The sequence below is a fragment of the Stenotrophomonas sp. STEN031 genome, assembly GCF_056759975.1.
Genome location: NZ_JBRREA010000003.1, coordinates 128,898 through 150,547 on the forward strand (window position 1 = coordinate 128,898; position 21,650 = coordinate 150,547).

Sequence of the window (21,650 nt, forward strand, 5' to 3'; positions counted from 1 at the left end):
GCGCAGGGCTGCGGGCCGTGGCCATCTCAGCCCGTCGGGAGCCCGGTCCTGCCCTTGGCCTGGCGGTGCCTGGCGCGCAGGGCGCGACCCACCCGCGATTCGGTTTTGCGCTGCAGTATGCAATCTATGTAATCGGCCGCCAGCAGCAGCGCATCCAGATCTACCCCGCAGCCGATACCCAGCTCGGTGCACAGATAGACCAGGTCTTCGGTGGCGAGGCTGCCGGCAGCATCCGGCGCATGGGCGTCGCCACCGAGCCCGGAAATGGCGCTGTCGAACGCGCGCACGCCGTGCTCCAGTGCTTCAACCACGTTGGCGATGGCCAGCCCGAAGGTGTCATGGAAATGGGCGGCGAGGTGATGCACGGGCACCTCGCTGGCACACGCGCGGAGCAACGTGCCCACTGACGCAGGGGTCCCCGATCCGGCTGTGTCTCCCAGGCTGATTTCGCGGCAGCCCATTTCATGGAAGCGCGCAACAATGCGGGTGACATCCGACAGCGCCACCCTCCCATCGAACGGACAGTCGATGGCCGTGGACAGTGCAGCCCTGACCTGGATGCCTGCTGCGAGTGCATGTCCGGCGATCTCGTCGGCGCGGCGCAGGCTCTCGGCGATATTGCAATTGAAGTTGGCGCGGCAATACGCATCCGATGCCGCCGATACGACGGTGACATCGCGGCAGCCAGTGGCGATGGCCCTTTCCAGCCCTTTCATGTCTGGCACCCACAGCGAGCGGATCCGGTCGATGGGCGGCGTGCCCAACAACGCACAGAGTGTCGCGGTGTCGGCCATCTGCGGTACCTGGCGTGAGGGGGCGAACGAACCGATCTCGACTTCCCTGATCCCTGCTGATTCCAACAATTCGATCAGATTGATCCGCACCGTGGTCGGCAGCACCCTGGCCTGGTTGGCCAAGCCGCGGTGCGCGCCTGTCTCGATGATGCGCACCCGATCTGCCGTTGTCGGCGCCTGTGTTTGCATCAGCGGCTCCGCAGTGCATCGAGCAACGCCATCGCACGGTCGCTGCAGATGTCTGCCGCAGCTGGCATGGCCTGCACGAGCAGATCCACCTCATCCGCTCGCGCGCCCACCAATAGGGCGAGATTACGTGCGTGCCTGGCGGGCTCCGCGGCAGCGATGGCGTCAGTCGCATGGGCATGCAGGCTGGCCAGACTGCATGCCAGACCGATGGCGGCGGCGTGATTGATCGGCTGCGGGCCTGGGCAGGCATCGGCAGCAGGTACCGGACGCTGCCTGTCCTGGCACACCTCGCACTGAGCGGCGACCACCGGCACGGCAATCCTGCCGCAGAGACGGCCACGGTGGTCGCAGTGCCAGACGGCCAGCGCGGCATTGTCGCGGTCATGCGCCATCCAGCTGTTCTGCGGCCGGGTGTGAGTTGCGGCTGTGCCGGCGAGCACCGCGTTCACTGTTTCAACGATGCGGGCGTTGTACAGGTCGGTCCGATACTGACGGGCACAGATGAAGGTGTGCAGATCCACAATGCGCCCGGCCAATGCATCGACGTCAAGGAAGTGGGCGAAGCGCTGCGTCTGCAGGGTGATCTGTGCGCACAGCAGCTGCTGATCAGCGATGCGAGTGATGGACGTTCCGACCTTGCGACCCTGGATCAGCGGCTCGATATGCTGCGCTACCCCCGCAACCATGCCGCTGATGCCGCGGCGATTGGAGCACCCGGCAAGATCCACAACCAGCGCGACCTCAAGGCAGGCACCGTGGCGAAGGGCGTAGCCCGGATGTGCGTCGATGCTCTTGCAGCCGCCCCCGTGGGCAACCAGCAGCGGGTTCATGGTGTTGGCCAGCCCGACCAACTGATTGCCAAGGCGTAGTACCCGCGAACCTGCGCTGCGGATGTCGTCGATGCCCGCGAACTGAATGCATACGCGTAAGAGCGGGCCTGCGCCGAAGGCGATGAATCCATCGTTGCCGCTGAGGTGGGCCAAACGACTGATGAGAGAGGCCAACGTCCTGCTGATCCCTGGCATGTGGCCGCGCTGCGCGATGTCATTGAGCAGCAAGCCATCGATGAAGCCGGATGACGGATCGTTGGGTGGCTCACGGCAGCCGACGCGGTCCGCGCCGATGCCAAACGAGTCATCCGGTAGTGCACTGTCGGCGAAAGTACAGGCGGCATGTGCGCGCGTTTTTGCTGCCTGCATTGCAGTCCCGTGTTCTGGAACCGCGGGTGGTGAATGTGCAAAAACTGCGTTCACGCGTATCCCCTTGCACGAGTGATCGCCATCGAGGGTCGCGCGAATCTGCAAGCGGCGCGTAAGCAATGCAGCGCAGCCGGTGGGTACAGTTAGAGGAAACAGCAAAGCCGTTGACGCGCGAGCGCGAGCGCATCTCAAAATGTCTGTTTATGCTCTTTACAGAGTGCCGCGGTGCGCCGATACAGTCAGTGCCCGAAGAATTTTGCATGGATTTTTATGCGCTCTGAACCACGGAAGATTTCACTAGCGGAAAAAGTTGCCATGGACATCGGTCGCCAGATTCTGGCCGGTGTGCTGAAGCCCGGCGACAAGCTGCCTTCGTTGCGCGAGTACGCACGATTGAACGGCTACTCGAAGAACACGGTCATCTCGGCGTTTGATCTGCTCGGCGAGAGAGCACTGGTCGAAGCGCAGCACGGCAAGGGCTTCTTTGTACGCGGCATCGAGGTGCCCGCCGAACGCGACTTGGACGAGGAACCGATCGGCTACAGCCGGGTGATCGATACGCTGTGGATGATGCGCCAACAGGCAATCCGCGAGCCGGGGCGCTCGCATCTGGCGGAGGGTTTTCCGCCGGTCGATTGGTTGACCTATATGCGCCTTGACCGCTTCCACCGCCAGGTTGCCCGCAGCGGCATCGGCAGCCTCTTCCGCTACGGCAACCGCTACGGCTATCTGCCGCTGCGCCAGCAGCTGATACGCCGCCTGGCCATGCACGGCATGGAGCTTGGCCCACGCCAGCTGGTGACCACGTTCGGTGCCAATCACGCGCTCGACCTGATCATCCGGCGTTATGTTGCACCCGGTGACACCGTGCTGGTGGAACAGCCGGGCTATTACCCGTTGTTCGGCAAGCTGCAGTTGCATGGCGCAAAATCCGTCGCCATCACCCGGCGCGTGGATGGCCCGGACCTGGTCGAGTTAGAGACGGCGCTGCAGACCAGCAAGGCGCGCATCTTCTTCATGCAGAGCACCGCGCACAATCCGACCGGCACCGATGTGTCGCCGGAGGTCGGCAAGCGTTTGCTTGAGCTGGCGGCGGCGCACAACGTGCTGATCGTCGAAAACGACGCCATGGCCGACTTCAAGCCGAATTCGGCATTTCGCCTGTCGTCGTTGGCGCAGTTCCGCAACACGCTGTATGTGGGTAGTTTCTCAAAATCGGTATCGGCCGCGCTGCGCAGCGGATTCATCGCCGGGGAGAACGCCCACATCGAGGAGCTGGCCGACCTGAAGATGCTGTTGCATATCGGCAGCAGCGAGTATGGCGAACGCGTGCTTGAAGCGATCCTGCGCGAGGGGAACTTCCTGCGCCATGTCGGGCGCCTGCAGGACCGCGTCCGCGCCGCCACTGCCGAAGGTCTGGACGTGCTGCAGCGGCTCAACGCCACGGTCTATGCCACACCCGAGCAGAGCTTGTATCTGTGGGCGCGTTTCGATGGCATCGACGATACGCGCCAGCTGACCGCCCGCCTGCTGGCACGAGGTGTTGTGCTGGCGCCCGGTGCGTTCTTCAACGTCGACGCCGAGCAGGTGTCGCCATGGACACGCTTGAATGTGGCCTATCTGAACGACAGCGTCTTCATCGACAGCCTCCGCGAGGAGATGGACCAGGTTGCGGCACTGGCGTGATGCCTGGCTGAAAGTGCGGAACTGTCACTGCCGGCCGCGACCGGCAGTGACGCATGGCTTGATCATTGCGTCGTGCGGCGGGTCCTGGTGATCCACGATCTGTGCATCGCGCTGATGGCGAAAGTGGGCGGGGCGCGATTGAGGGTCCCTTGCCGGGGTGGCGCTCCGCCTGGCGCCGACGTCGTGGCAATTGCGGCTTCGGGCCAGAAGCGCCATCGCCACAGAACAGCAGCATGGTGGCGTCTGCTCCGCAATTGCCGTGGCCCTCGTTCTTCCTAGCGCCAGTCAGAGAGCGACAGTTTCAGCTCTGCCTGGAAGCCTTTGGCCGACTGCAGCGGAATGCCGAAGATATTGGGTGCCTGCTGGTTGATGCCGATGGCCTTGGTGCGGGCCGTGTCCAGCTCGGCCTCGTTCTTCGGACCGCCGGCCCATTGATCATCGCTCCACACGTAACGCAGGCGCCAGCCGCCCGCATCGTCGGGCTTGGCGAAGACCACCAGCGTGTTGCGGAACAGGTACTCGCCGGGGATGTGGTTCTTCAGGAACAGCGCGCCATCAACCTGATAGCCGGCATTGCTGACCGCAAGATCGATGGAAAACGCGATCTCGCTGCCGGCCAGGATCTTGCTGCTGTCGAGGAACACCGAGAACAGCACGGTCGAGCGTTTGTCCTTGAGCAGGTTGCCCTGCGCATCGAAGATATCGCCGTACCCGCGGCGGATGGCACATTGGTTGGCCTGGGTGCGCGAGGTGAGTTCGTAGGTGTAGGCACCGCGCGGGGCGACGGTGGCCTCGATGTAGTACGAGGATTCGATCTTCTTGCCGCGCTTGCGCGCGGCTTCGATCTCGGGCGGAAAGGGCAGGGCGCTGATGTCGAGCTGGGCCGTGGCGCAGGTATCGCCGAACAGGAAGCGCACCAGGTTCTGGTAACCCTCCTCGGAGTTGACGATGCCGAAGTAGCCGCTGTGGCTGCGGTTGACGAAGGCCCGCGGTGAGCCTTCGACATAGGCATTGGCAATGCGTACCAGGCCATCGCTCAGTGCACCGACCGCAAAGGAAGACAAGCCATGCGCAGCGGCGTAGTCGCGGCTGTTGGTACCGATCAGGCAGAACAGCCGCTCGGGCGGGAAGCCGGAATTGCCCAGTGTATTGACCTTGTCCTTGGGCACCTTCAGGTACTTGCCCATGTTGCTGCGGTTGAAATTGTTGATGTCGTTGATCGACAGCAGGTTCGGCAGGTTGATGCCGCCGACCTCGATGCCGTTGTGCGGCGTGGCATAGGTGAAGGCCTTGTCGACCATCGCTCGGACCTCGGCGCTGGCCACGTCGGGGTTCTGGAGGAGGCAGCGGCAGATCAGTCCGCCCATCGAGTGGGCCACCAGATAGACACGGAAATCCTTGCGCATCCCCGCGTTGGTGCCGCAGATGCTGTCGCGCAGTTGTTCGATGCGCTTGCCCAGCGCAGCGGCGGCATCGACGATGGAAGGCGTCTTGCCATCGCCGAAGGCCGGGTCGGCCGGGTCGTAGTAGCGATGGATGACGATGCAGCGCGGTGAGATGCGGTCGCGGCGCTCGGCGCCGAACTCGTAGACGTCGCGGTAGTTGTAGTCCTTCATCAAGCGCACCAGCGGCGACTCGAAGACGAACTTGACGATGCTGCCGTCCTGCGCCTGGCGCATCTTGGTGGAGCCGGCCTCGAAGCCCATGAAGGGCGTGGAGGTGGTCTCGACGATCTCATCGCGGGTCATCGCATAACCGCGCACATAGATGATCGGGAAGTAAGGGCGTTCGATACGTTCCATGGCCGGTCTCCGCGGGGACTGCCGGCGATGGTGAACGGATTTTCGGGATTTGTCTTGAATGTGGTGCTTCAAGAGCTTGCCCCTCCCCAGCCCTCCCCTTGGCTGCGCCAAAGGGAGGGGGCCAAGCTCTGCCCCCTCCCTTGCGCGAAGCGCAGGGGAGGGCTGGGGAGGGGTGAGGTCTTTGCCTTTGTAGTGGCTCTACGCGACACCAAAGCCCTCCACAACCTACCCCTCACTCCCACCACCACCCCGATCCAACTGCCGATACCCAATCGCCTCGGTCAGATGCGCCCGTTGGATGGCAGTTTCGGCAGCAAGATCGGCGATCGTCCGTGCGACCCGCAGAATCCGGTGCATCGACCGCGCAGACAGCTGCAAGCGCTCCATCGCCTGCTCAAGCAGATCGCCTTCAGCAGTGGACAGCGCGCAGTCGCGCAGCGTCTCCCCTTGCCCAAGATGTGCGTTGGCCTTGCCCGCGCGTTGCAACTGGCGTGTCCGTGCCTGCATCACCCGCTCGCGCACAACGGCGCTGCTTTCGCCTGCGCTTGTATCGCCACGCAACTCACTCGGCGCCAAACGTGGCACCTGCAGGTGCAGGTCAATGCGGTCCAGCAAGGGTCCGGAGATGCGTGCGCGATAGCGACGGATGCTCTCAGCGGAACAACGGCAGCGACCGCTGCTGTCACCGGCCCAACCACACGGGCATGGGTTCATCGCCGCCACCAGTTGAAAGCGTGCGGGGAACTCCATGCTGCGCGCGGCACGCGAAACGGTGACTGTGCCGGACTCCAGTGGCTCGCGTAGCACCTCCAGCGCGTGGCGATTCCACTCCGGCAACTCGTCCAGGAATAGAACGCCGTTGTGCGCGAGCGAAATTTCGCCGGGCCGCGGATGCGAGCCACCGCCAACCAGGGCAACCGCACTTGCGGTGTGATGCGGCGAACGGTAAGGGCGTTGCCGCCAGCGACTGGGGTCAACGCCGCGCCCGCTGATCGAGGCGATTGCCGCGGACTCCAGTGCTTCTTCCTCGCTTGCCTCGGGCAGGATGCCGGGCAGGCGCGAGGCCAGCAGGGTTTTGCCGCAGCCGGGTGAGCCCAGCAGCAGAAGATGGTGGCCGCCGGCCGCGGCAATTTCCAGCGCACGCCGCGCATGTTGCTGACCGCGCACATCGCTGAGGTCGGCCAGCGCGGCGGGTTCGGTTGGCGGCACCTGCGCATCGGGCAGCTGTTTGCTGCCGCCCAAGGCAGCGCAGACTTCCAGCAGCGTGCGAGCGACCTTGACCTGCGCATGTTGGGCCAGCGCTGCTTCGCTCGCGTTGCCCGGCGGTACGATCAGGCAGCGCTGGGCGTTGGCGGCCGAAATGGCGGCGGGCAAGGCGCCGTCTACCGCGCGTAGCTCGCCGGTCAGTGCCAGTTCGCCAATGAACTCGTAGCTGGCCAGCGCATTGCGGTCGATCTGGCCGCTGGCGGCGAGAATGCCGAGTGCGATCGGCAGATCAAAACGGCCGCCTTCCTTGGGTAGATCGGCCGGTGCGAGATTGATGGTGATGCGGCGCGCCGGATAGTCGAACTGCGCGCACAGGATGGCGGCACGCACCCGGTCGCGCGATTCGCGTACCGCGGCCTCGGGCAGGCCGACGATCTGGGTGAAGGGCAGGCCGCCGGACAGGTGGACTTCCACCTGCACCAGCGGTGCATGCACACCCGCACGAGCGCGGCTGTGCACCAGCGCCAGGCTCACGGCCCGGCGCTCAGGCGTTCTTGTCGGAGACGCGGTTTTCCAGTGCAGCGACGGCCTGTTCCAGCGCGTCGAGCTTTTCACGGGTGCGCAGCAATACCGCACGCTGCACTTCAAATTCTTCGCGGGTGACCAGGTCCAGCTTGCCCAGCCCAGCCTGCAGCGCGGTCTTGAAGGTGGCCTGCAGTTCTTCGCGCGATTCGCGCAGACCGGGCGGCACCAGGCTGCTCAGGCGGCGGGCCAGCTCGTCGATGTGGTTGAGGTCGATCATGGGTTTTCTCCGCAGGGGTGAGCCGAGCCTAGGCGGCGGCTGTTGCTTGCGGGCATCGGTATCCGTTATTGCCAACGGTAAGGATAGTCCGGAACCCAGCTAGTGGCACGTCAGCCTGCACGGTATGCTTCGGGCACAACCCAAGGAGCCGACCAATGAAGATGATCATGGCCATCGTCAAGCCGTTCAAACTGGACGACGTGCGCGAGGCGCTGGCAGAACGCGGCGTGGCCGGTATCACCGTCACCGAGGTCAAGGGTTTTGGTCGGCAGAAGGGCCATACCGAGCTGTATCGCGGTGCCGAGTACGTGGTCGATTTCCTGCCGAAGGTGAAGATCGAGGTCGCGGTGACCGATGCGCAGGCCGATGAAGTGGTGGAGGCCATCGTCAAGGCCGCCGGCACCGGCAAGATCGGCGACGGCAAGGTATTCGTGTACGACCTGGGCAGCGTGGTGCGGATCCGCACCGGCGAGCTGGACGGGGATGCGCTTTGAGGTTTTGGGTTTTGGGGATTTGAAGCTTTAAAGCTTTAAAGCTTTAAAGCACCCCTCCCCAGCCCTCCCCTGCGCTATGCGCAAGGGAGGGAGCAGAGCTTGGCCCCCCTCCCTTTGGCGCAGCCAAGGGCAGGGTTGGGGAGGGGTAGCTTTGGCCTTAGCCTTTGATCCACCGATAAAGCCGCTTCCACGCATTACGCACCGCCTGCACCCAGCCCGGCTCGGCCAGCGCTGCGGCCTGTTCGGCGGAAGGCTTCTGCCCCGTTAGACGCTGGCGCATCTTCACCAGGTTCTTCATGTCGCTGCGGCGTAGCTGGCGGAAGATCGGCCAGTTGCGCAGCCAGCGCGGTGCCCGCAGCGCCGAGGTGAAGTCCAGCAGCACCGGTACGCCGGCACTGACCACGACATTGGTGCCATGCAGGTCGTTGTGGGTAATGCCGGCTGCATGCAGGCGCGCCAGGGCGTTCTGCAGCTGGTCGAAGACTTCCTGGCTCACGCCCTGCACGCCGGCGCTCAAGGTGTCGCCGGGGATGAATTCCATACCCAGCGCCAGGCCGCCCAGGGTGCCGAGCAGCGCGGGCGCGTGTTTCCAGCCTTGCAGGCGCTTGAGCACCTTGGCTTCGCGGCGTACCAGCAGGCGTGCCACCGGGGAGAGGGGGGTGCCCTGATAGCGGCGGTAGTCCTTGACCACGGCCGGGCGGCCATCCAGTTCGGTGCGGTAGACATCAGGCTCGAGCAGGCGTTCGCCGCGCTTGAGCAAATGGTGGACGGGAACAACGGCGTGATCGCCGTCGAAACTGGGCAATGTGTTCATCAAAACCTTCCTGACGCGGGCATGGCGCGGAAAGCGTCTTGCAAAGCCGGTCTAACGAGCCCTGGGCGGGCGGGGATGTGCGGCAATTATAAAACTGCACAGTCCATGAATTGCTGAATGTAAAAAAAATGTAGGAGTCAGGCGCCGGAAAGGATTGTTGCGGTCATGTGAATGATGAGAGCCCGCCTGTCTGCGTCCTCGCCGGAAAACGAAAAACCCCGCGCCATTGCTGGCGCGGGGTTCGGTTCATGGTGCTGCTGGCAGCGGGCTTACTCGCCCAGGGCCTTGGCCACGAACGGCGGGCTGACCAGCACGCCGGTGTGCAGCGGCGCGGTGTAGTACAGGGTGTCGAACGGCTTGGCGGCCGAATCGGCCTCGCGGAAGCCAAAGCCGAAACCGGCCTGCTTGCTGGCCACGGTCACCGACCACCAGCCGGTCGGGTAGCACGGCTGCGGGAACGGCAGGGTCTTGAACGACTGGAAGCCGGCCTTGCCCATTTCCGAACGCATGTCCTTGATCAGCTCCAGGAGGGCCAGCGGCGACTCGCTCTGCTGCACCAGCAGGCCGTCGTCCTTCAGGGCGCGGAAGCAGCTTTCGAAGAAGGCCTTGTTGAACAGGCCTTCGGCCGGGCCGACCGGGTCGGTGGAGTCGACGATCACCACGTCCACGCTGCCCGGGGCGCAGTTGGCCATATAGGCCACGCCGTCGTCGAACAGCAGCTCGGCGCGGGCGTCACCGTTGGATTCGCACAGTTCCGGGAAGTACTTCTCGGCCATGCGGGTGACCTGCTCGTCGATGTCGCACTGGGTGGCGCTCTCCACGCCCGGGTGCTTGAGCACCTCGCGCAGGGTGCCGCAGTCGCCGCCGCCGATGATCACCACGCGCTTGGGCGCCGGGTGGGTGAACAGCACCGGGTGGCTGATCATCTCGTGGTAGAAGAAATTGTCCTTGGTGGTCAGCATCATGGCGCCGTCGATGACCATCAGCTTGCCCCAGTCGGTGCTGTCATAGATCTCGATCTTCTGGAACGGCGACTGCACCTCGTCCAGCTTGCCGGTGATGCGGAAACCAATAGCCGAACCGGTCGGCTGGAAGTGTTCGATGAACCAGTTTTCGTTGGAGGTCATGATGATTCCTGGGTGCTGGGGCTGTCCTTCTCCCACCGGGAGAAGCTGCCCCGAAGGGGCGGATGAGGGTAAGGGCGAAGCCTGTCACAGTCAGGTTTCACGCTTGCCCTCACCCCCGACCCCTCTCCCGGGGGGAGAGGGGAGGTAGTGAGGGCGCGGATTGTAACGGACCCTTGCCCCGCTAGCGTTAGAATGCGCGTCCTTATTTATCCACAGCTGAGAGTTGCTACGCCGATGAGCGATTGGTCCCTCGAACAGGCCCGCAAGACCTATTCGATTCCGCACTGGTCTGATGGTTATTTCGACGTCGATGCCGCCGGGCACGTCGTGGTCCGTCCCGCAGGCGCCCAGGGCGCGGCGGTGTCGTTGCCGCAGGTTGTCGATTCGGCGCGTGCCGCCGGCGCCAAGCTGCCGTTGCTGGTGCGCTTCCCGGACATCCTCGGCCAGCGCCTGGGCAAGCTGCAGGCAGCTTTCGCCCAAGCCCAGTCCGACTGGGACTACGCTGGTGGCTATACCGCGGTCTACCCGATCAAGGTGAACCAGCACCGTGGCGTGGCCGGCACCCTGGCCAGCCACCACGGCGAAGGCTTCGGCCTGGAAGCCGGTTCCAAGCCGGAGCTGATGGCGGTGCTGGCGCTGAGCCGGCCGGGCGGGCTGATCGTCTGCAACGGCTACAAGGACCGCGAGTACATCCGCCTGGCCCTGATCGGCCGCAAGCTCGGCCTGCAGACCTATATCGTCATCGAGAAGCCGTCCGAGCTGAAGCTGGTGCTGGAGGAATCCAAGGCACTGGACGTGAAGCCGGGCCTCGGCGTGCGCATGCGCCTGGCCTCGCTGGGCGCCGGCAAGTGGCAGAACAGCGGTGGCGACAAGGCCAAGTTCGGCCTGTCCCCGCGCCAGCTGCTGGACCTGTGGAAGGCGCTACGTGACACCGAGTACGCCGATTGCCTGAATCTGCTGCATTTCCACATGGGCAGCCAGATCAGCAATGTGCGCGACATCGCCAACGGCATGCGTGAGGCCACCCGTTACTTCGTCGAGCTGTCGCAGCTGGGCGCGAAGATCAGCCACGTCGATGTCGGCGGCGGCCTGGGTATCGATTACGAAGGCACCCGTTCGCGCAGCTACTGCTCGATCAACTACGGCCTCAATGCCTACGCCAGCAACATCGTGCAGCCGCTGGCCGAAGCCTGCGAAGAGCATGCGTTGACGCCGCCGCGCATCATCACCGAATGCGGCCGCGCGATGACCGCGCACCATGCGGTGCTGATCGCCAACGTGTCGGAGGTTGAGCAGGCAGCCGAAGGCCGCGTGCCGGAAGCGCATGACGACGAGCCGGCGGCGATCCGCCACCTGCGCGAAATCCACGAGGAACTCGACCAGCGCCCGGCGGTGGAACTGTTCCAGGAAGCCCAGCATTTCCACGCCGAGGGCCTGAGTGCCTATGCACTGGGCCAGATCGACCTGCCGCAGCGTGCGCGCATCGACGACCTGTTCTACGCCATCGCCAACGGCGTGCGCGCGCGCCTGAGTTACGACGAAAAGAGCCATCGCCCGGCGTTGGACGAATTGAATGATCGTCTGGTCGACAAGTACTTCGTCAACTTCAGCGTGTTCGAATCCATCCCCGATGCCTGGGCAATCGACCAGGTGTTCCCGATCGTGCCGATCGAGCGCTTGAACGAGCGTCCCGAGCGTCGCGGCGTGATCGCCGACATGACCTGCGATTCCGATGGCATGGTCAAGACCTACGTCGAGAACGAAAGCCTGGACAGCTCGCTGCCGCTGCACGCGGTGCGTCACGGCGAGAGTTACCGCATCGGCTTCTTTCTGGTCGGCGCCTACCAGGAAATCCTCGGCGACATCCACAACCTGTTCGGCGACACCGACGCGGTGGAAGTGGTGGTCGAAGACGATGGCTACGTGATCACCCAGCAGCGTCGCGGCGACACCACCGACGTGATGCTGGACTACGTGGGTTACAGCCTGGCCGACCTGCGTGCGGCCTACCGCAAGCGTGTGGCCGATGCCCAGCTGCCGGCCGCCCGCGCCGCCGAGCTGGATGCAGCGTTGGAAGCTGGCCTGACCGGCTACACCTACCTGTCGGACGAACCGCTGGGCTGAAGCCAGCGTGGTCTAGAGCCCCTCTCCCGCACGCGGGAGAGGGGTTGGGGTGAGGGCAGGCTATCCGCCACTCCCACCTCAATCATCTGCGAACAAGCGCCCATCGCCATGCGCCTTGTCCAAGTAAGCGGCCAGGCCCAACAGTGCGAAGCCGTACACAACGACGCTACCTACGATCTTGAACATGCGTATCTCCTGGTGTGAAAGACCGGGCGCAAGGAACGCCGCAGCCTGAGTGCAATACTGCGCTGCGCAAGCGACAAAGCGTGTCGCCAGCGCACAAGTCCATCAGCTACCGCGAACGATTCTGGCAAGGCGAGCGGCTGCGAGATCCAGCGGTCCGGCACGTCGTTCTTGCAACGTATCCTCGCGCCCGCAGTTGGGGCAGGAAGAGAAACGGCTGAACCCTGGAAGGCGGCAGTCGCCCACTTGCATCGGCAACGTCTTCTTCCAATTGCAGTTGCGGCAGTAGAAAGTGATTGGCGGGGTGGGAATGGCCAATGAACGCTCCTGACTGCGCCGAGATTGGCGCGTGCTTGGTTTGTTGTGCTTGCTCTGGGCGCATCAGCGCCAGCCCATGGCCTTGCGCAGCGCCGCATTGCTGATGGCGGTGTCAACGCCCTCATCGAAGCTGATCTCAAAATCGGCTTCATCGTCCTGAATCAGATAGACGTCGTACTCGATGTCCTGTGAGACCGGCTTTGCGTTGCTACCAGCCAAACTGATCTCAAGCGTCGCCGCACATTCGTAGCGGTCGACATCCTTGTCATGGCCTACGGTCTGGATGCTGCGCACGCGGTAGTCCACCAATGGCCGCAATTCCTTGCCATGGGCAGATCTTTCAAACGCCTCCTCGATTATGTCGCCCAGCAGGTCCTGACTGTCGCCGCTACTGCATCCTGGCGTGCCCGTGCACCCACTGAGCGCCAGCAGCAAGCCGAAGGCGCCAACGGAACGAATAATGCGGATCAAGGCGTCGCCTCCGGCGTGCTGGTGGAATTGTCGCTAGATGCGGCCGCCTCGGCATCGATGATCGGCAACTGAGTGGCGAAGAAGTTGGCGGCCACCAGCGCGTTGACCAGGATGTAGCTGCAGAGCCCAACCTGTAGCCAGGCGTTGATTGAGAAGGCCAGTACCAAGCCAATAGCAGCCAGTACGGCGGTGACAACGAAGTTGACACCACCGGCCTTGCGCGAGCGTGCCAAGGCCGCCGCCTGCCGCCACCAGAAACCTTGCTTGTAGCGCCGGCCCTCGGCAATGCCAAGGTTGTAGCGCTGCACGTTGATGCCGCGGATGAAGGCGTAGATCTGCAGCGGCAGGATGACGAACAGATTGAACAGGAAAAACAGGACGGCAAGGGCTTCCATCAGAGTACCCCTTTTGAAGGGCAGCCGGAGCGGCTGCGTCAGGTCAATGATGGGGGCGCGTGGCGACAGATTGTGTCGCCACGCTTCTTCCCTAATCAGAAGTTCCATCCATAGTGAATAGAACCTCGACACGACGGTTACGCGAATCGGACGGGGAAATATTCGGCAAGGGGCGTGAGTCGCCATACCCTGCTACAACTATGCGTCTTGCCAATGTGGCTTCAAGAGTTCCAAGCATCGCTTTACGCGCTTCACGAGAGCGTGCTGCTGAGAGCGTGTAATTGTCGTCGTAAACTGTGCAGAAACGAACGTAGTCGATGACTGGACGTTTGACTGGTGCATTGTCGGTATAGCCTTCAACGAAGATTCGGCCTGAAGGATTGTCACGTAAAAACCTACCGACCTGCTCTTCAATCGCTCCCACTGCAATTGCGGCTGTCGAAGTCACACAGGCGCTTCCTTGCGCGAAGACACCATCGCGCAGGGTGATACGGCGACTTGGCATATCCACGCTGATCAGATGGCTGGCACCCTGCTCACCTAGCGTGTTTTGCACTTTCTTGAGTAGCTCGGTTACCGGACTACCGCTGATCGTATCCAGCGCGGCCAGGTCGCGCTGGTGTTGAGCTTCGGCAAACTTGCGCTGCAGCACGACTACCGCCAGCATTAGCATCACCACAGCAAGTACTCCGGCCATCAGATCGGAGATGGCTACCCATTCGTTGGGCTTATCCTTCATCCCGCCAGCTCCGCCTCATCCTTGGGGAGGGGTCTAACAATGCCTTGCATCAGACCGCGCAATGCTTCCAAGCTATGGGTCTGGCGTTGCAGCAGGTCTTGGCTGTCCTTGTGAGCTCTGACTACGGCATCGGAGCCCCTCGCGACCTCCTCACGCAGCTGCTCTCCCTCACTACCATCGCGATCCAGACGGAGCACTAGTTGTTGTAATGAGGCAACTACTCGCGACATGTTGGCCTGTGAATCCTTCACTGGGTCCACTAGTGCTGCCATTTGCAGGTTGCTCTTGGCCACCGAACGCAGGCTGTCGCTGAGCGTTGCGCTGATGGCAGCGATGGAGTTGGTGGTGTCCTGCACCATCTCCTGCACGTCGCCCATTGCGTTGCGCACATCGCCCATCACCTTGTTCTGGCTTTCCGAAGCAGCGGCCATGCTGGTGGTCACTTGCTTCAGCGTATCTCCGGTGTTGGTCGAGAATGTATCCAGCGACTTCTGCAACGTACTGGCCGTGCCGTCCAGCAGGGTCGCCATGGTGCCGAGATTATCGCGTAGCGAGCGGTCCATGCTCCCAATGGTGGTACCTAGGTTGCCCTCGATGGTCCCCAGCGTCTCACGTACGCCGATGTCAAAAGAAGTAATCACCGCCGACATTTCGTCAGCAGCACCGTTCATACTGGAAGCTGCCTCAGACATCGTGTCAGCGCTGCGCTTAATCGAGTCGCTGAAAACCTCCTGCGAAGCGGTGAACGTCTGCAGGATCTGTTGGGTATTCAGAGCGATATCGTTGCCTTGGCCCAGCTGCCTTCGAAGATCTTCCAGCGCGCCCGTCAGCTGAGCACCCAACTGAAGGACGCTCGCGCTGTTGGCTTGCAATCGAAGAGTGCGATCGTGCTCTAGCGCCGCACTGAGCTGCTGCCCATAGGTCTGGCCAAGCGCCTGCAAGGCCTGTTGCATCGCGGTGGCCATGTCCTCATGGTGCTGCAGACGCAGCCCGCGGTCCTGCTGCAGCCGCTGTTCCAGTGAGTCATCGATGTGTACGGCTAAGTCAACCAAGGCCGCCTGCATACGCTGGTTGCGCTGCTCCTCCTGTTGCTTGCCGATCTGTCTGGCCCTGTCCATCTCCTGTTTCATGCGGGCAATCACCCACTGCTGGCGGTTGGTGTCGCGGCCCATGCTAGCTAGTGCCAGCTTCACCAGTAGGAAGCCAAGAATTCCCCAAGTTGACGTTTTGAACTTAGTGCCCAGCCCTCCCATCATTTCCAGCAGATCATTCATGCCGCCATCTAGCGCATTCTGCGCATTGGCGTTGGTCAGGATCGAGGAGGCACTGTCCAACGCAATGCCGAGGCCAACGAATGTACCCAAAAGGCCGAAGATCAATAGCAGGCCGGGTACGATCTCGGCGTACTTTTCCGGCTTGGTAGCCACTGCATCGCAGACATCGTTGAACGAGCCATGATCAACATCTAGTGCCAGCCCCGCAGTGCCACGGCCGGTGCCTTCCCAGTTGGCTTCCCAGTTCGCTTGACGCGCGGTACGCCATACCCCAATGATTGTTAGCAAGGCGGCGCAGAGGATGATGGCAAAGAATCCTAACTGGAATGGTTCGCTCCAGTCCGGGGTAATGAAGTGCACGACATGGTCGAGCATCAGGCGCTGACCTCAACCAGTCGCTGCACGCGCTGCAGGCACTCTTCCTCGAAGATGTTGGCAAAGTCAATAATCAGGTCCTGCTCTTCGGTGCTGAATTGCTCCCAGCGCTTACCCTGCTCCGCGCCTTGAATGATCAGCTCACCCACTTGCTGCCCCGTGCCGATCAGATAGCCCATGCCGGTGGCTTCCAGTTCTTCGGCGGATTTCTCCAGAACCTGCAGGAAGCCTTCTGCGGCATGCAAATAGTGGGAAAGCGCCAGCTTTTCTGCACTGATCGTTTCGAATGCTTTGCGGTCCAGCGGTAGGGACTTACGCAGGTCGTTAAGCATCGCTTGTTCTTCATCGCTCAATCGACCATCGATCGATACCGAAAGATCGGATTCCAGCCGGCGCAGAAGGACCTGCTTCTGAGCTACCTGCTTGCTTAGTACCTTCCACTGCTCGTTCAGCACCTCGTTGCGCATGTGCCAGGCAGGAAGAAGCTCCTCGAAGGCGAACGGCAGCAGGCCGCAGTTATAGCGGCGCTGTAGCAGCTGATCCAGCGTCTGTGCGTCAGTTTCTGAAAGTGTGGGGGCGGGCGCTAGTAGATCAGCTGCCACACGCACAAGGAAGATATCGTCGGCCGAAACCAAGGCCTCCTCATTCAGTTTCGCGAAGCGGATATTGGCCTCCTTCAGAAGTTTTTGAGTGGCACGCAGGCGCAGGAAGTGGTCCACGTCGACAACCTCGCCACTTTTTACCAGCGCATTGATGTTGTGCTGCGCCAGCACCAGGTCGTTGATCATGGCCACTACCGAAATTGAGTAGGCCTGCTCACCGCTGAAGCTGCCTTGAGCATCACGGAAGGACTGCTGGTACTGCTCCGCATGCGCGCGCTCTGCGTCATTCAGTTCTACTTGCGCACCTTCTTCCATCGCGGCGTTCAGGCGCTTAGCCTGCTCCACGATCCATGTCACTGCCTTGTCCAGCCACTGCAACACCGGAGATTTTTCCAGTGCAAGCAGCCCATCGATGAGCACCGCGACTTTCTTGATCAGCGGATGCGCCATCCCGGCCTTGTGCAGCCAGGTCGTCGCATGCGCCACGTAAGGACGTGCGGCCTTCCACAGGTCCTTGGCCTTGGCAACGGTGCTTTCCCCATGATTGGCAACCCATGTGACTACTTTGGCCGCAGTCCTTTTGATGGCAGCCCAGGTGGATTGGGCTACGCTGGTTGCTGCGCTGGCGGCCTTGCTGACGAAGTTGCTGGTAGCGGAGAGTAGATTACTGAACCATCCCATATCGGTTTTCCTTCAGGTATCAAAAGGGGGCGTGCTTAGACGCCAAGAAGATCGCGTGCAGCCTGTACCGTTCCCTGCGTCGCAGCGCTGTGCGAAGGGGGACGGCCGACCTGCTGCTGAGAGCTCTGCACATCGGTGATGGCCTGATGAAGGTTCTGCCAGCTCAGCCGTGCGAGCGCGGGCTGGCTATCTGCCTCAAGCAGTGCCTTGGGTAGCGCCAGCCGTAGACATGTGCGGATATCTCGGCCCGAAAGCCCTCGCGATGCCTCAGAGGCCTGCTCCAGTAAGGTGGCACGCTCGGTGGCGAGCGGGATGCCTGGCACCAGCATGCGGTCCCACAGCGCACTGCGCGCGAGTTTGTCCGGCAGGTCGAAATGGATGTGGTAGCTGATGCGGCTGCGGAATGCTTCGTCGTAGTTGCGAGCGAAGTTGCTTGCGAACACTACGATGCCTTCGAAACGCTCCAATTCGATCAATAGGGTTGAGCGCATTGCGTTTATTTCGTTGTCCACACCTTGAGTTACGTTGGACAAACGTGCCCCTAGCAGGGTGTCAGCCTCATCGAAGAACAACAGTGAATTATTCTCGCGTGCAAGGTTGAACGCGGCTTGGATGTTGTGCGCGGTTTCACCTAGATAGCGGCTTTCCAGCTCGGCAATGCCAATGTGATGAAAGTCCAGTCCCAATGTTCCGGCCAATGCCTCGGCAGCCATGGTTTTTCCCGTACCAGGCGGTCCATGGAAATTTATTACGCTGCTGCGGCCCAGTGGGTCAACCGCGGCGAAGCCCCAGTCGCTGTAGATCGTGCGGTGATGGCGGATGCGTGCCAAACATTCTTGTAGTTTCAGGCGCGCCTGAGCCCCCAATATCACGTCCCTTTCGAGGGTGAATCGGGGGGCGCGAGCAATTGGCAAGAGATGTGCGTGTTTTGCTTGAGACGGCGATGAGCGAGAAGAGCTAGTCATAGTTGCTTTTCTTGAAATTCTTGCTGGGTAGTTCAGAGCTCTGGTCAATTGAGTGGGTATGAAATCGGTTGTCAGTACAATTCGAGCAACTGCAGGGCTCCTTCTTTTATTTCGCTGACAAAGCGACTAGGTTGGTGCACTTTCAATTTGTTTCCTATGCTGGACAGCCACCAAAGAGTCTCTCGGTCATCCGGGACACTTGCCTTTAGCCGTAGCCAGTCGCTGTCCGGCAATGACTCCAGGATCTGGTCTTCGCTTAGTGGGGTTTCGCGCAATATCCATGCAGTATCTGGATGCAGATCTGCTACCAGTTCCACGGTGCCCGTGCCCTGTCTTGGGGTAAATGCTGCCGTTGGTAGGTAGGCATCCATGTCGAAATCGTCGTCGTGTGCCGAAAGGCTCAGTACTTCGGCGCGCTGGATACGGTGCAAGGCGAAGTGACGCAAGTCGATGTAGTCACCGACGCTGGCGATCAGGTAGCTGGTCGGGCCGCGCGACGCCAGGCCTTTCGGATGCAGAGTCATGGCTTTGACTTCGCCCTTGACCCGGCTGAGGTAGTCGACCTGCAGCTGGCGCTGTTCCAGCAGGGCGGTCGCCACGTTCTCCCATACAGCACCATCAACGCTGGCGGGTAATAGTGCTTTGCCATTGGGCAGACTGCGTACGCGTTCTGCCCAGCGGGTAAGCGGATTGTGTTGCAGCGATTGCAGATGGTTGCGGGCGGTTGCGAACTGCGGTTCCAGCAGCGCCAGTACGCCGGGTGGCAGCAGGTGTTTAAGGTGACCCTCTGCCAGGTTCATAGCGAGCGCTGCTGCGGTATCAGTGGCCGGTAGGCTGATCTGCGCTTGGCTGTCGAAGCTCCAGCGATACGTCTGTCCATCGTCCTGGCAGATCAACGGAAAACGTGTGCTGAGCTTTTCGCCCAAATCGCGTTGCAACGTTCGAGCGGTGACAGAGAAACCGCGTTGTTCAAGCGCTGTCTTGAGCTCTTGTACCGAGCTGCTCTTGGGATAACGCGGGATCAGCCCAAGAAGGACGAGGCATCGGACAAGGGGATCTTTGGGGTCTTTCTTGGACATGGCGTATGGCAGGTGATCAATCCGGGGTTGCGGGTGAACCGCCCATGGCAGCGTGCGGTCTGGGTGACGAGCGGGCGTTAATTAGTTGGTGCGTCGGTTTCTGTCGCGGTCGTCGCGTCTTGCCAGCACGGATACCTATTTAATGGCGATGCGTTTCCCGAGAGACGCCCAGACGCTGCGGCACAATGGGGTAGGCGATGGCGTCATCTTCGAATGCATCGGTCTCCATCATCACAGTGATGATGGCTGGCACCAGTGCGCCGAGCAGGTTGTTGCCATCGCGGAGCTGGTCGCGGTTGATGTTGCTTTTCCACGTTGCCCCGCCGTGCACGAGCTGGTTGCGTAGCACATAGAGGCGGTCCAGCACGATGCTCAATAGTTCGGCGAGACGGTTTTCGAGCAAGGCGCCCATCGCTGCTTTGCGGCTGGCCTCGAACTGGATTTTCCAACGATCGCTGGAATCATGGTCGCGCAGTGCATTCCAGAACGGCGCGTAGACGTAGCGGTTATCGATCAGCAGGCGGATCGGTCCGGAGAACTGTTTGAACAACAAGGCGTGGAAGCATTGTTGGGTATCTGAGCTGACCAACCGCGTTACAAAGTCAGCAACGTGTTGGCGTTCGCTCTGTTCGTTTGGGAATTCGCCGGCGTATGCCGCGTTGAAGGCGATCCACAATTGAACGAAACGGGTGTCATTGTCATGCCGGTTGCTTTCCGCAGCGGCCAACCAGCTGATAGCGCGATGCAGGCGAATCGCCAGTGCCTCGCTTTGCGTGTTCCTTATTGCGCGATGGCGCTCGCGCAGTGCACTCGCTGTTCCGACTTCCATGAGGCGGCTTGCTTCCCTGTTCCTTGCTGCAACTTACCGTCTGATCAATCCCCGACCGGACCCCCTGATGATGAAGATGGCGTGAAAAAATGTATTTGGCAATACACAAGCCTCATCGGCGTGCACACGAAATACTTGAGTTGCCTGGGCGGGAAACGGGTAATTGACCGACGCCGGATATGAAAACGCCCCGAAGGGTTCAGCTTCAGGGCGTCTTTGGTTTATGAGGTGCAGAATTGTTGCGGTGCAGTATGTGTGAATCAACCGCGATGCACTTGGAACCCGGCAAACGACTGGCTCACCGGCATCAACTCGATGCGGTTGACATTGAGGTGTGCCGGCAGGCTGGCCACCCAGAAAATCTGCTCGGCAATGTCTTCGGCGGTCATCGGATTGGCGCCGCCGTACAGCTGGTCCGATGCGGCCTGGTTGCCATGCGTGCGCACCAGGGTGAATTCGGTTTCGGCCATGCCAGGTTCGATCGCGGTCACGCGCACGCCGGTGCCGTGCAGGTCCGAGCGCAGGCCCAGCGAGAACTGGCTGACAAAGGCCTTGGTGCCGCCGTAGGCATTGCCGCCCGGGTAGGGATACAGCGCGGCGGTGGAGCTGATGTTGATGATGGCGCCGCGCCGCTCGACCAGCTTGGGCAGCAGGTGATGGGTCAGCGTGACCAGCGCGGTGATGTTGGTATCGATCATGGTGCGCCAGTCTTCCAGGCTGGCGTGCTGGGCTGCGGCGGTGCCCTGGGCAAGGCCGGCGTTGTTGACCAGCAGGTCGATGTCGCGGAAGGCAGGCGGCAGGGCGGCCAGCGCGGCCTCCATCGCGGCGGCGTCGCGGATGTCGAAGGCGGCGGCGTGGATCTTGTCGGCGCCGAATTCTTCGACCAGCGGCTGCAGGCGCTCGGCGCGGCGACCGGTGGCGATCACTTTCCAGCCGGCCGCAGCAAAGCGACGGACGGCGGCGGCGCCGAAGCCGGAGGTGGCGCCGGTGATCAAAGCGGTCTTGGACATTGCGGAATCCTTGGGGCAGGGAGTTTGAATTTTCGCACTGTGGCGGCGCAAGCGGGAGAAGGAATGAAGCAAGGCCAAGCCTCATCCGTAGTGCCGAGCCATGCTCGGCAGGGGCTTTATCGGTAAAACCCAAAGCCCGCCCCTTCGGGGTATCCCCGCCTTCGCGGGGACAGGCTCTTCTCCCGTAAACGGGAGAAGAGAAAGCCAAGGCCAAGGCGCCCTCATCCCAACCCTTCTCCCGCAGGCGGGAGAAGGGTTAAAGCAACAGCCAAAGCCAAAGCCAAAGCCAAAGCCAAACCCAAACCCAAAGCCAAAGCCAAAGCCAAAGCCAAAGCACCCCTCCCCAACCCTCCCCTTGGCTGCGCCAAAGGGAGGGGGCAGATTGCGGCATCTGTCAGTTCGCAGTGCGGCCGCGCTTCGCTCCCTCCCTTGCGCCGCAGGCGCAGGGGAGGGTTGGGGAGGGGTGCTTTTTGCAGGGAAATGAACCTCGCA

19 protein-coding genes are annotated in these 21,650 nt (G+C 61.9%); 3 read left to right on the forward strand and 16 right to left on the reverse strand.

The features are described from left to right. Nucleotides 1–26 precede the first annotated feature (26 nt). Complete coding sequence (locus tag ACVOLQ_RS02285) at nt 27–950, reverse strand: hydroxymethylglutaryl-CoA lyase (protein ID WP_481526929.1); 924 nt, start codon at nt 948–950, stop codon at nt 27–29. A 32-nt stretch (nt 951–982) separates the two neighbouring features. Further along, nucleotides 983–2,182 carry a hypothetical protein gene (locus tag ACVOLQ_RS02290; protein ID WP_481526930.1) on the reverse strand — a complete coding sequence of 400 codons (1,200 nt, stop codon included), beginning with the start codon at nt 2,180–2,182 and terminating at the stop codon, nt 983–985. Between the two features lie 270 nt (nt 2,183–2,452). Here ACVOLQ_RS02290 and ACVOLQ_RS02295 point away from each other — a divergent pair, with 270 nt between their 5' ends. Continuing rightward, nucleotides 2,453–3,868: an aminotransferase-like domain-containing protein gene (locus ACVOLQ_RS02295; protein ID WP_481526931.1), complete on the forward strand. Its 1,416-nt coding sequence runs from the start codon at nt 2,453–2,455 to the stop codon at nt 3,866–3,868. A gap of 275 nt (nt 3,869–4,143) precedes the next feature. On the opposite strand, the gene ACVOLQ_RS02300 is transcribed toward ACVOLQ_RS02295, so the two are convergent. The 3 genes from ACVOLQ_RS02300 to ubiK form a co-directional block, all read right to left on the reverse strand. After that, nucleotides 4,144–5,670, reverse strand: coding sequence for an esterase/lipase family protein (locus ACVOLQ_RS02300; protein WP_481526932.1), 1,527 nt, complete (start codon nt 5,668–5,670; stop codon nt 4,144–4,146). A gap of 225 nt (nt 5,671–5,895) precedes the next feature. Beyond that, nucleotides 5,896–7,410 (reverse strand): YifB family Mg chelatase-like AAA ATPase, encoded by a 1,515-nt coding sequence (locus tag ACVOLQ_RS02305; RefSeq protein WP_481526933.1) that lies wholly within the window; start codon nt 7,408–7,410, stop codon nt 5,896–5,898. 10 nt (nt 7,411–7,420) lie between these two features. Next, entirely contained in the window at nt 7,421–7,678 is a 258-nt protein-coding gene (ubiK, locus tag ACVOLQ_RS02310) for a ubiquinone biosynthesis accessory factor UbiK (protein ID WP_481526934.1), read from the reverse strand. A gap of 155 nt (nt 7,679–7,833) precedes the next feature. Here ubiK and ACVOLQ_RS02315 point away from each other — a divergent pair, with 155 nt between their 5' ends. Continuing rightward, entirely contained in the window at nt 7,834–8,172 is a 339-nt protein-coding gene (locus tag ACVOLQ_RS02315; protein WP_057628415.1) for a P-II family nitrogen regulator, read from the forward strand. Nucleotides 8,173–8,329: 157 nt separating this feature from the next. Here the strand turns inward: ACVOLQ_RS02315 and ACVOLQ_RS02320 are convergent, their stop codons facing one another. Beyond that, the gene (locus ACVOLQ_RS02320) at nt 8,330–8,986 is read right to left on the reverse strand and encodes an RIO1 family regulatory kinase/ATPase domain-containing protein (RefSeq protein ID WP_481526935.1); all 657 of its coding nucleotides are present in this window, start codon (nt 8,984–8,986) and stop codon (nt 8,330–8,332) included. A 269-nt stretch (nt 8,987–9,255) separates the two neighbouring features. After that, nucleotides 9,256–10,113 (reverse strand): polyamine aminopropyltransferase, encoded by an 858-nt coding sequence (gene speE / locus ACVOLQ_RS02325; protein WP_282267936.1) that lies wholly within the window; start codon nt 10,111–10,113, stop codon nt 9,256–9,258. A gap of 234 nt (nt 10,114–10,347) precedes the next feature. On the opposite strand from speE, the gene speA reads away from it, so the two are divergent. Then, nucleotides 10,348–12,237: an arginine decarboxylase gene (gene speA, locus ACVOLQ_RS02330; protein WP_313173156.1), complete on the forward strand. Its 1,890-nt coding sequence runs from the start codon at nt 10,348–10,350 to the stop codon at nt 12,235–12,237. Between the two features lie 564 nt (nt 12,238–12,801). Here speA and ACVOLQ_RS02335 read toward each other — a convergent pair. The 9 genes from ACVOLQ_RS02335 to ACVOLQ_RS02375 form a co-directional block, all read right to left on the reverse strand. Beyond that, the gene (locus ACVOLQ_RS02335; protein ID WP_481526936.1) at nt 12,802–13,209 is read right to left on the reverse strand and encodes a hypothetical protein; all 408 of its coding nucleotides are present in this window, start codon (nt 13,207–13,209) and stop codon (nt 12,802–12,804) included. Continuing rightward, a complete protein-coding gene (locus ACVOLQ_RS02340) occupies nt 13,206–13,604 on the reverse strand; it encodes a hypothetical protein (protein WP_481526937.1) in 399 nt (132 codons plus the stop codon). The genes ACVOLQ_RS02335 and ACVOLQ_RS02340 overlap by 4 nt, the downstream gene beginning before the upstream one ends. A 91-nt stretch (nt 13,605–13,695) precedes the next feature. Further along, the gene (locus ACVOLQ_RS02345; protein WP_481526938.1) at nt 13,696–14,343 is read right to left on the reverse strand and encodes an OmpA/MotB family protein; all 648 of its coding nucleotides are present in this window, start codon (nt 14,341–14,343) and stop codon (nt 13,696–13,698) included. Beyond that, nucleotides 14,340–15,992 (reverse strand): hypothetical protein, encoded by a 1,653-nt coding sequence (locus ACVOLQ_RS02350; RefSeq protein WP_481526939.1) that lies wholly within the window; start codon nt 15,990–15,992, stop codon nt 14,340–14,342. Before ACVOLQ_RS02350 ends, ACVOLQ_RS02345 begins: the two co-directional genes overlap by 4 nt. Then, nucleotides 15,992–17,275, reverse strand: coding sequence for a hypothetical protein (locus ACVOLQ_RS02355; RefSeq protein ID WP_313173151.1), 1,284 nt, complete (start codon nt 17,273–17,275; stop codon nt 15,992–15,994). Before ACVOLQ_RS02355 ends, ACVOLQ_RS02350 begins: the two co-directional genes overlap by 1 nt. A 35-nt stretch (nt 17,276–17,310) precedes the next feature. Continuing rightward, nucleotides 17,311–18,105, reverse strand: a complete 795-nt coding sequence (locus tag ACVOLQ_RS02360; protein ID WP_313173150.1) for an ATP-binding protein — start codon at nt 18,103–18,105, stop codon at nt 17,311–17,313. A 206-nt stretch (nt 18,106–18,311) separates the two neighbouring features. Next, nucleotides 18,312–19,319, reverse strand: a complete 1,008-nt coding sequence (locus tag ACVOLQ_RS02365) for a helix-turn-helix transcriptional regulator (protein WP_313173149.1) — start codon at nt 19,317–19,319, stop codon at nt 18,312–18,314. 139 nt (nt 19,320–19,458) lie between these two features. Further along, nucleotides 19,459–20,148 (reverse strand): HEPN domain-containing protein, encoded by a 690-nt coding sequence (locus ACVOLQ_RS02370; protein WP_313173148.1) that lies wholly within the window; start codon nt 20,146–20,148, stop codon nt 19,459–19,461. Between the two features lie 260 nt (nt 20,149–20,408). Beyond that, nucleotides 20,409–21,158 (reverse strand): SDR family NAD(P)-dependent oxidoreductase, encoded by a 750-nt coding sequence (locus ACVOLQ_RS02375; protein WP_313173147.1) that lies wholly within the window; start codon nt 21,156–21,158, stop codon nt 20,409–20,411. Between the last annotated feature and the right edge of the window lie 492 nt (nt 21,159–21,650).

What these genes read in the sequence shown, in the direction of transcription:
- ACVOLQ_RS02365 (WP_313173149.1), bottom strand. Translation starts at nt 19,319, where the DNA reads ATGTCCAAGAAAGACCCCAAAGATCCCCTTGTCCGATGCCTCGTCCTT.
- ACVOLQ_RS02300 (WP_481526932.1), bottom strand. Translation starts at nt 5,670, where the DNA reads ATGGAACGTATCGAACGCCCTTACTTCCCGATCATCTATGTGCGCGGT.
- ACVOLQ_RS02290 (WP_481526930.1), bottom strand. Translation starts at nt 2,182, where the DNA reads ATGCAGGCAGCAAAAACGCGCGCACATGCCGCCTGTACTTTCGCCGAC.
- speA (WP_313173156.1), top strand. Translation starts at nt 10,348, where the DNA reads ATGAGCGATTGGTCCCTCGAACAGGCCCGCAAGACCTATTCGATTCCG.
- ACVOLQ_RS02355 (WP_313173151.1), bottom strand. Translation starts at nt 17,275, where the DNA reads ATGGGATGGTTCAGTAATCTACTCTCCGCTACCAGCAACTTCGTCAGC.
- ACVOLQ_RS02375 (WP_313173147.1), bottom strand. Translation starts at nt 21,158, where the DNA reads ATGTCCAAGACCGCTTTGATCACCGGCGCCACCTCCGGCTTCGGCGCC.
- speE (WP_282267936.1), bottom strand. Translation starts at nt 10,113, where the DNA reads ATGACCTCCAACGAAAACTGGTTCATCGAACACTTCCAGCCGACCGGT.
- ACVOLQ_RS02320 (WP_481526935.1), bottom strand. Translation starts at nt 8,986, where the DNA reads ATGAACACATTGCCCAGTTTCGACGGCGATCACGCCGTTGTTCCCGTC.
- ACVOLQ_RS02295 (WP_481526931.1), top strand. Translation starts at nt 2,453, where the DNA reads ATGCGCTCTGAACCACGGAAGATTTCACTAGCGGAAAAAGTTGCCATG.
- ACVOLQ_RS02345 (WP_481526938.1), bottom strand. Translation starts at nt 14,343, where the DNA reads ATGAAGGATAAGCCCAACGAATGGGTAGCCATCTCCGATCTGATGGCC.
- ACVOLQ_RS02370 (WP_313173148.1), bottom strand. Translation starts at nt 20,148, where the DNA reads ATGGAAGTCGGAACAGCGAGTGCACTGCGCGAGCGCCATCGCGCAATA.
- ACVOLQ_RS02340 (WP_481526937.1), bottom strand. Translation starts at nt 13,604, where the DNA reads ATGGAAGCCCTTGCCGTCCTGTTTTTCCTGTTCAATCTGTTCGTCATC.
- ACVOLQ_RS02315 (WP_057628415.1), top strand. Translation starts at nt 7,834, where the DNA reads ATGAAGATGATCATGGCCATCGTCAAGCCGTTCAAACTGGACGACGTG.
- ACVOLQ_RS02350 (WP_481526939.1), bottom strand. Translation starts at nt 15,992, where the DNA reads ATGCTCGACCATGTCGTGCACTTCATTACCCCGGACTGGAGCGAACCA.
- ubiK (WP_481526934.1), bottom strand. Translation starts at nt 7,678, where the DNA reads ATGATCGACCTCAACCACATCGACGAGCTGGCCCGCCGCCTGAGCAGC.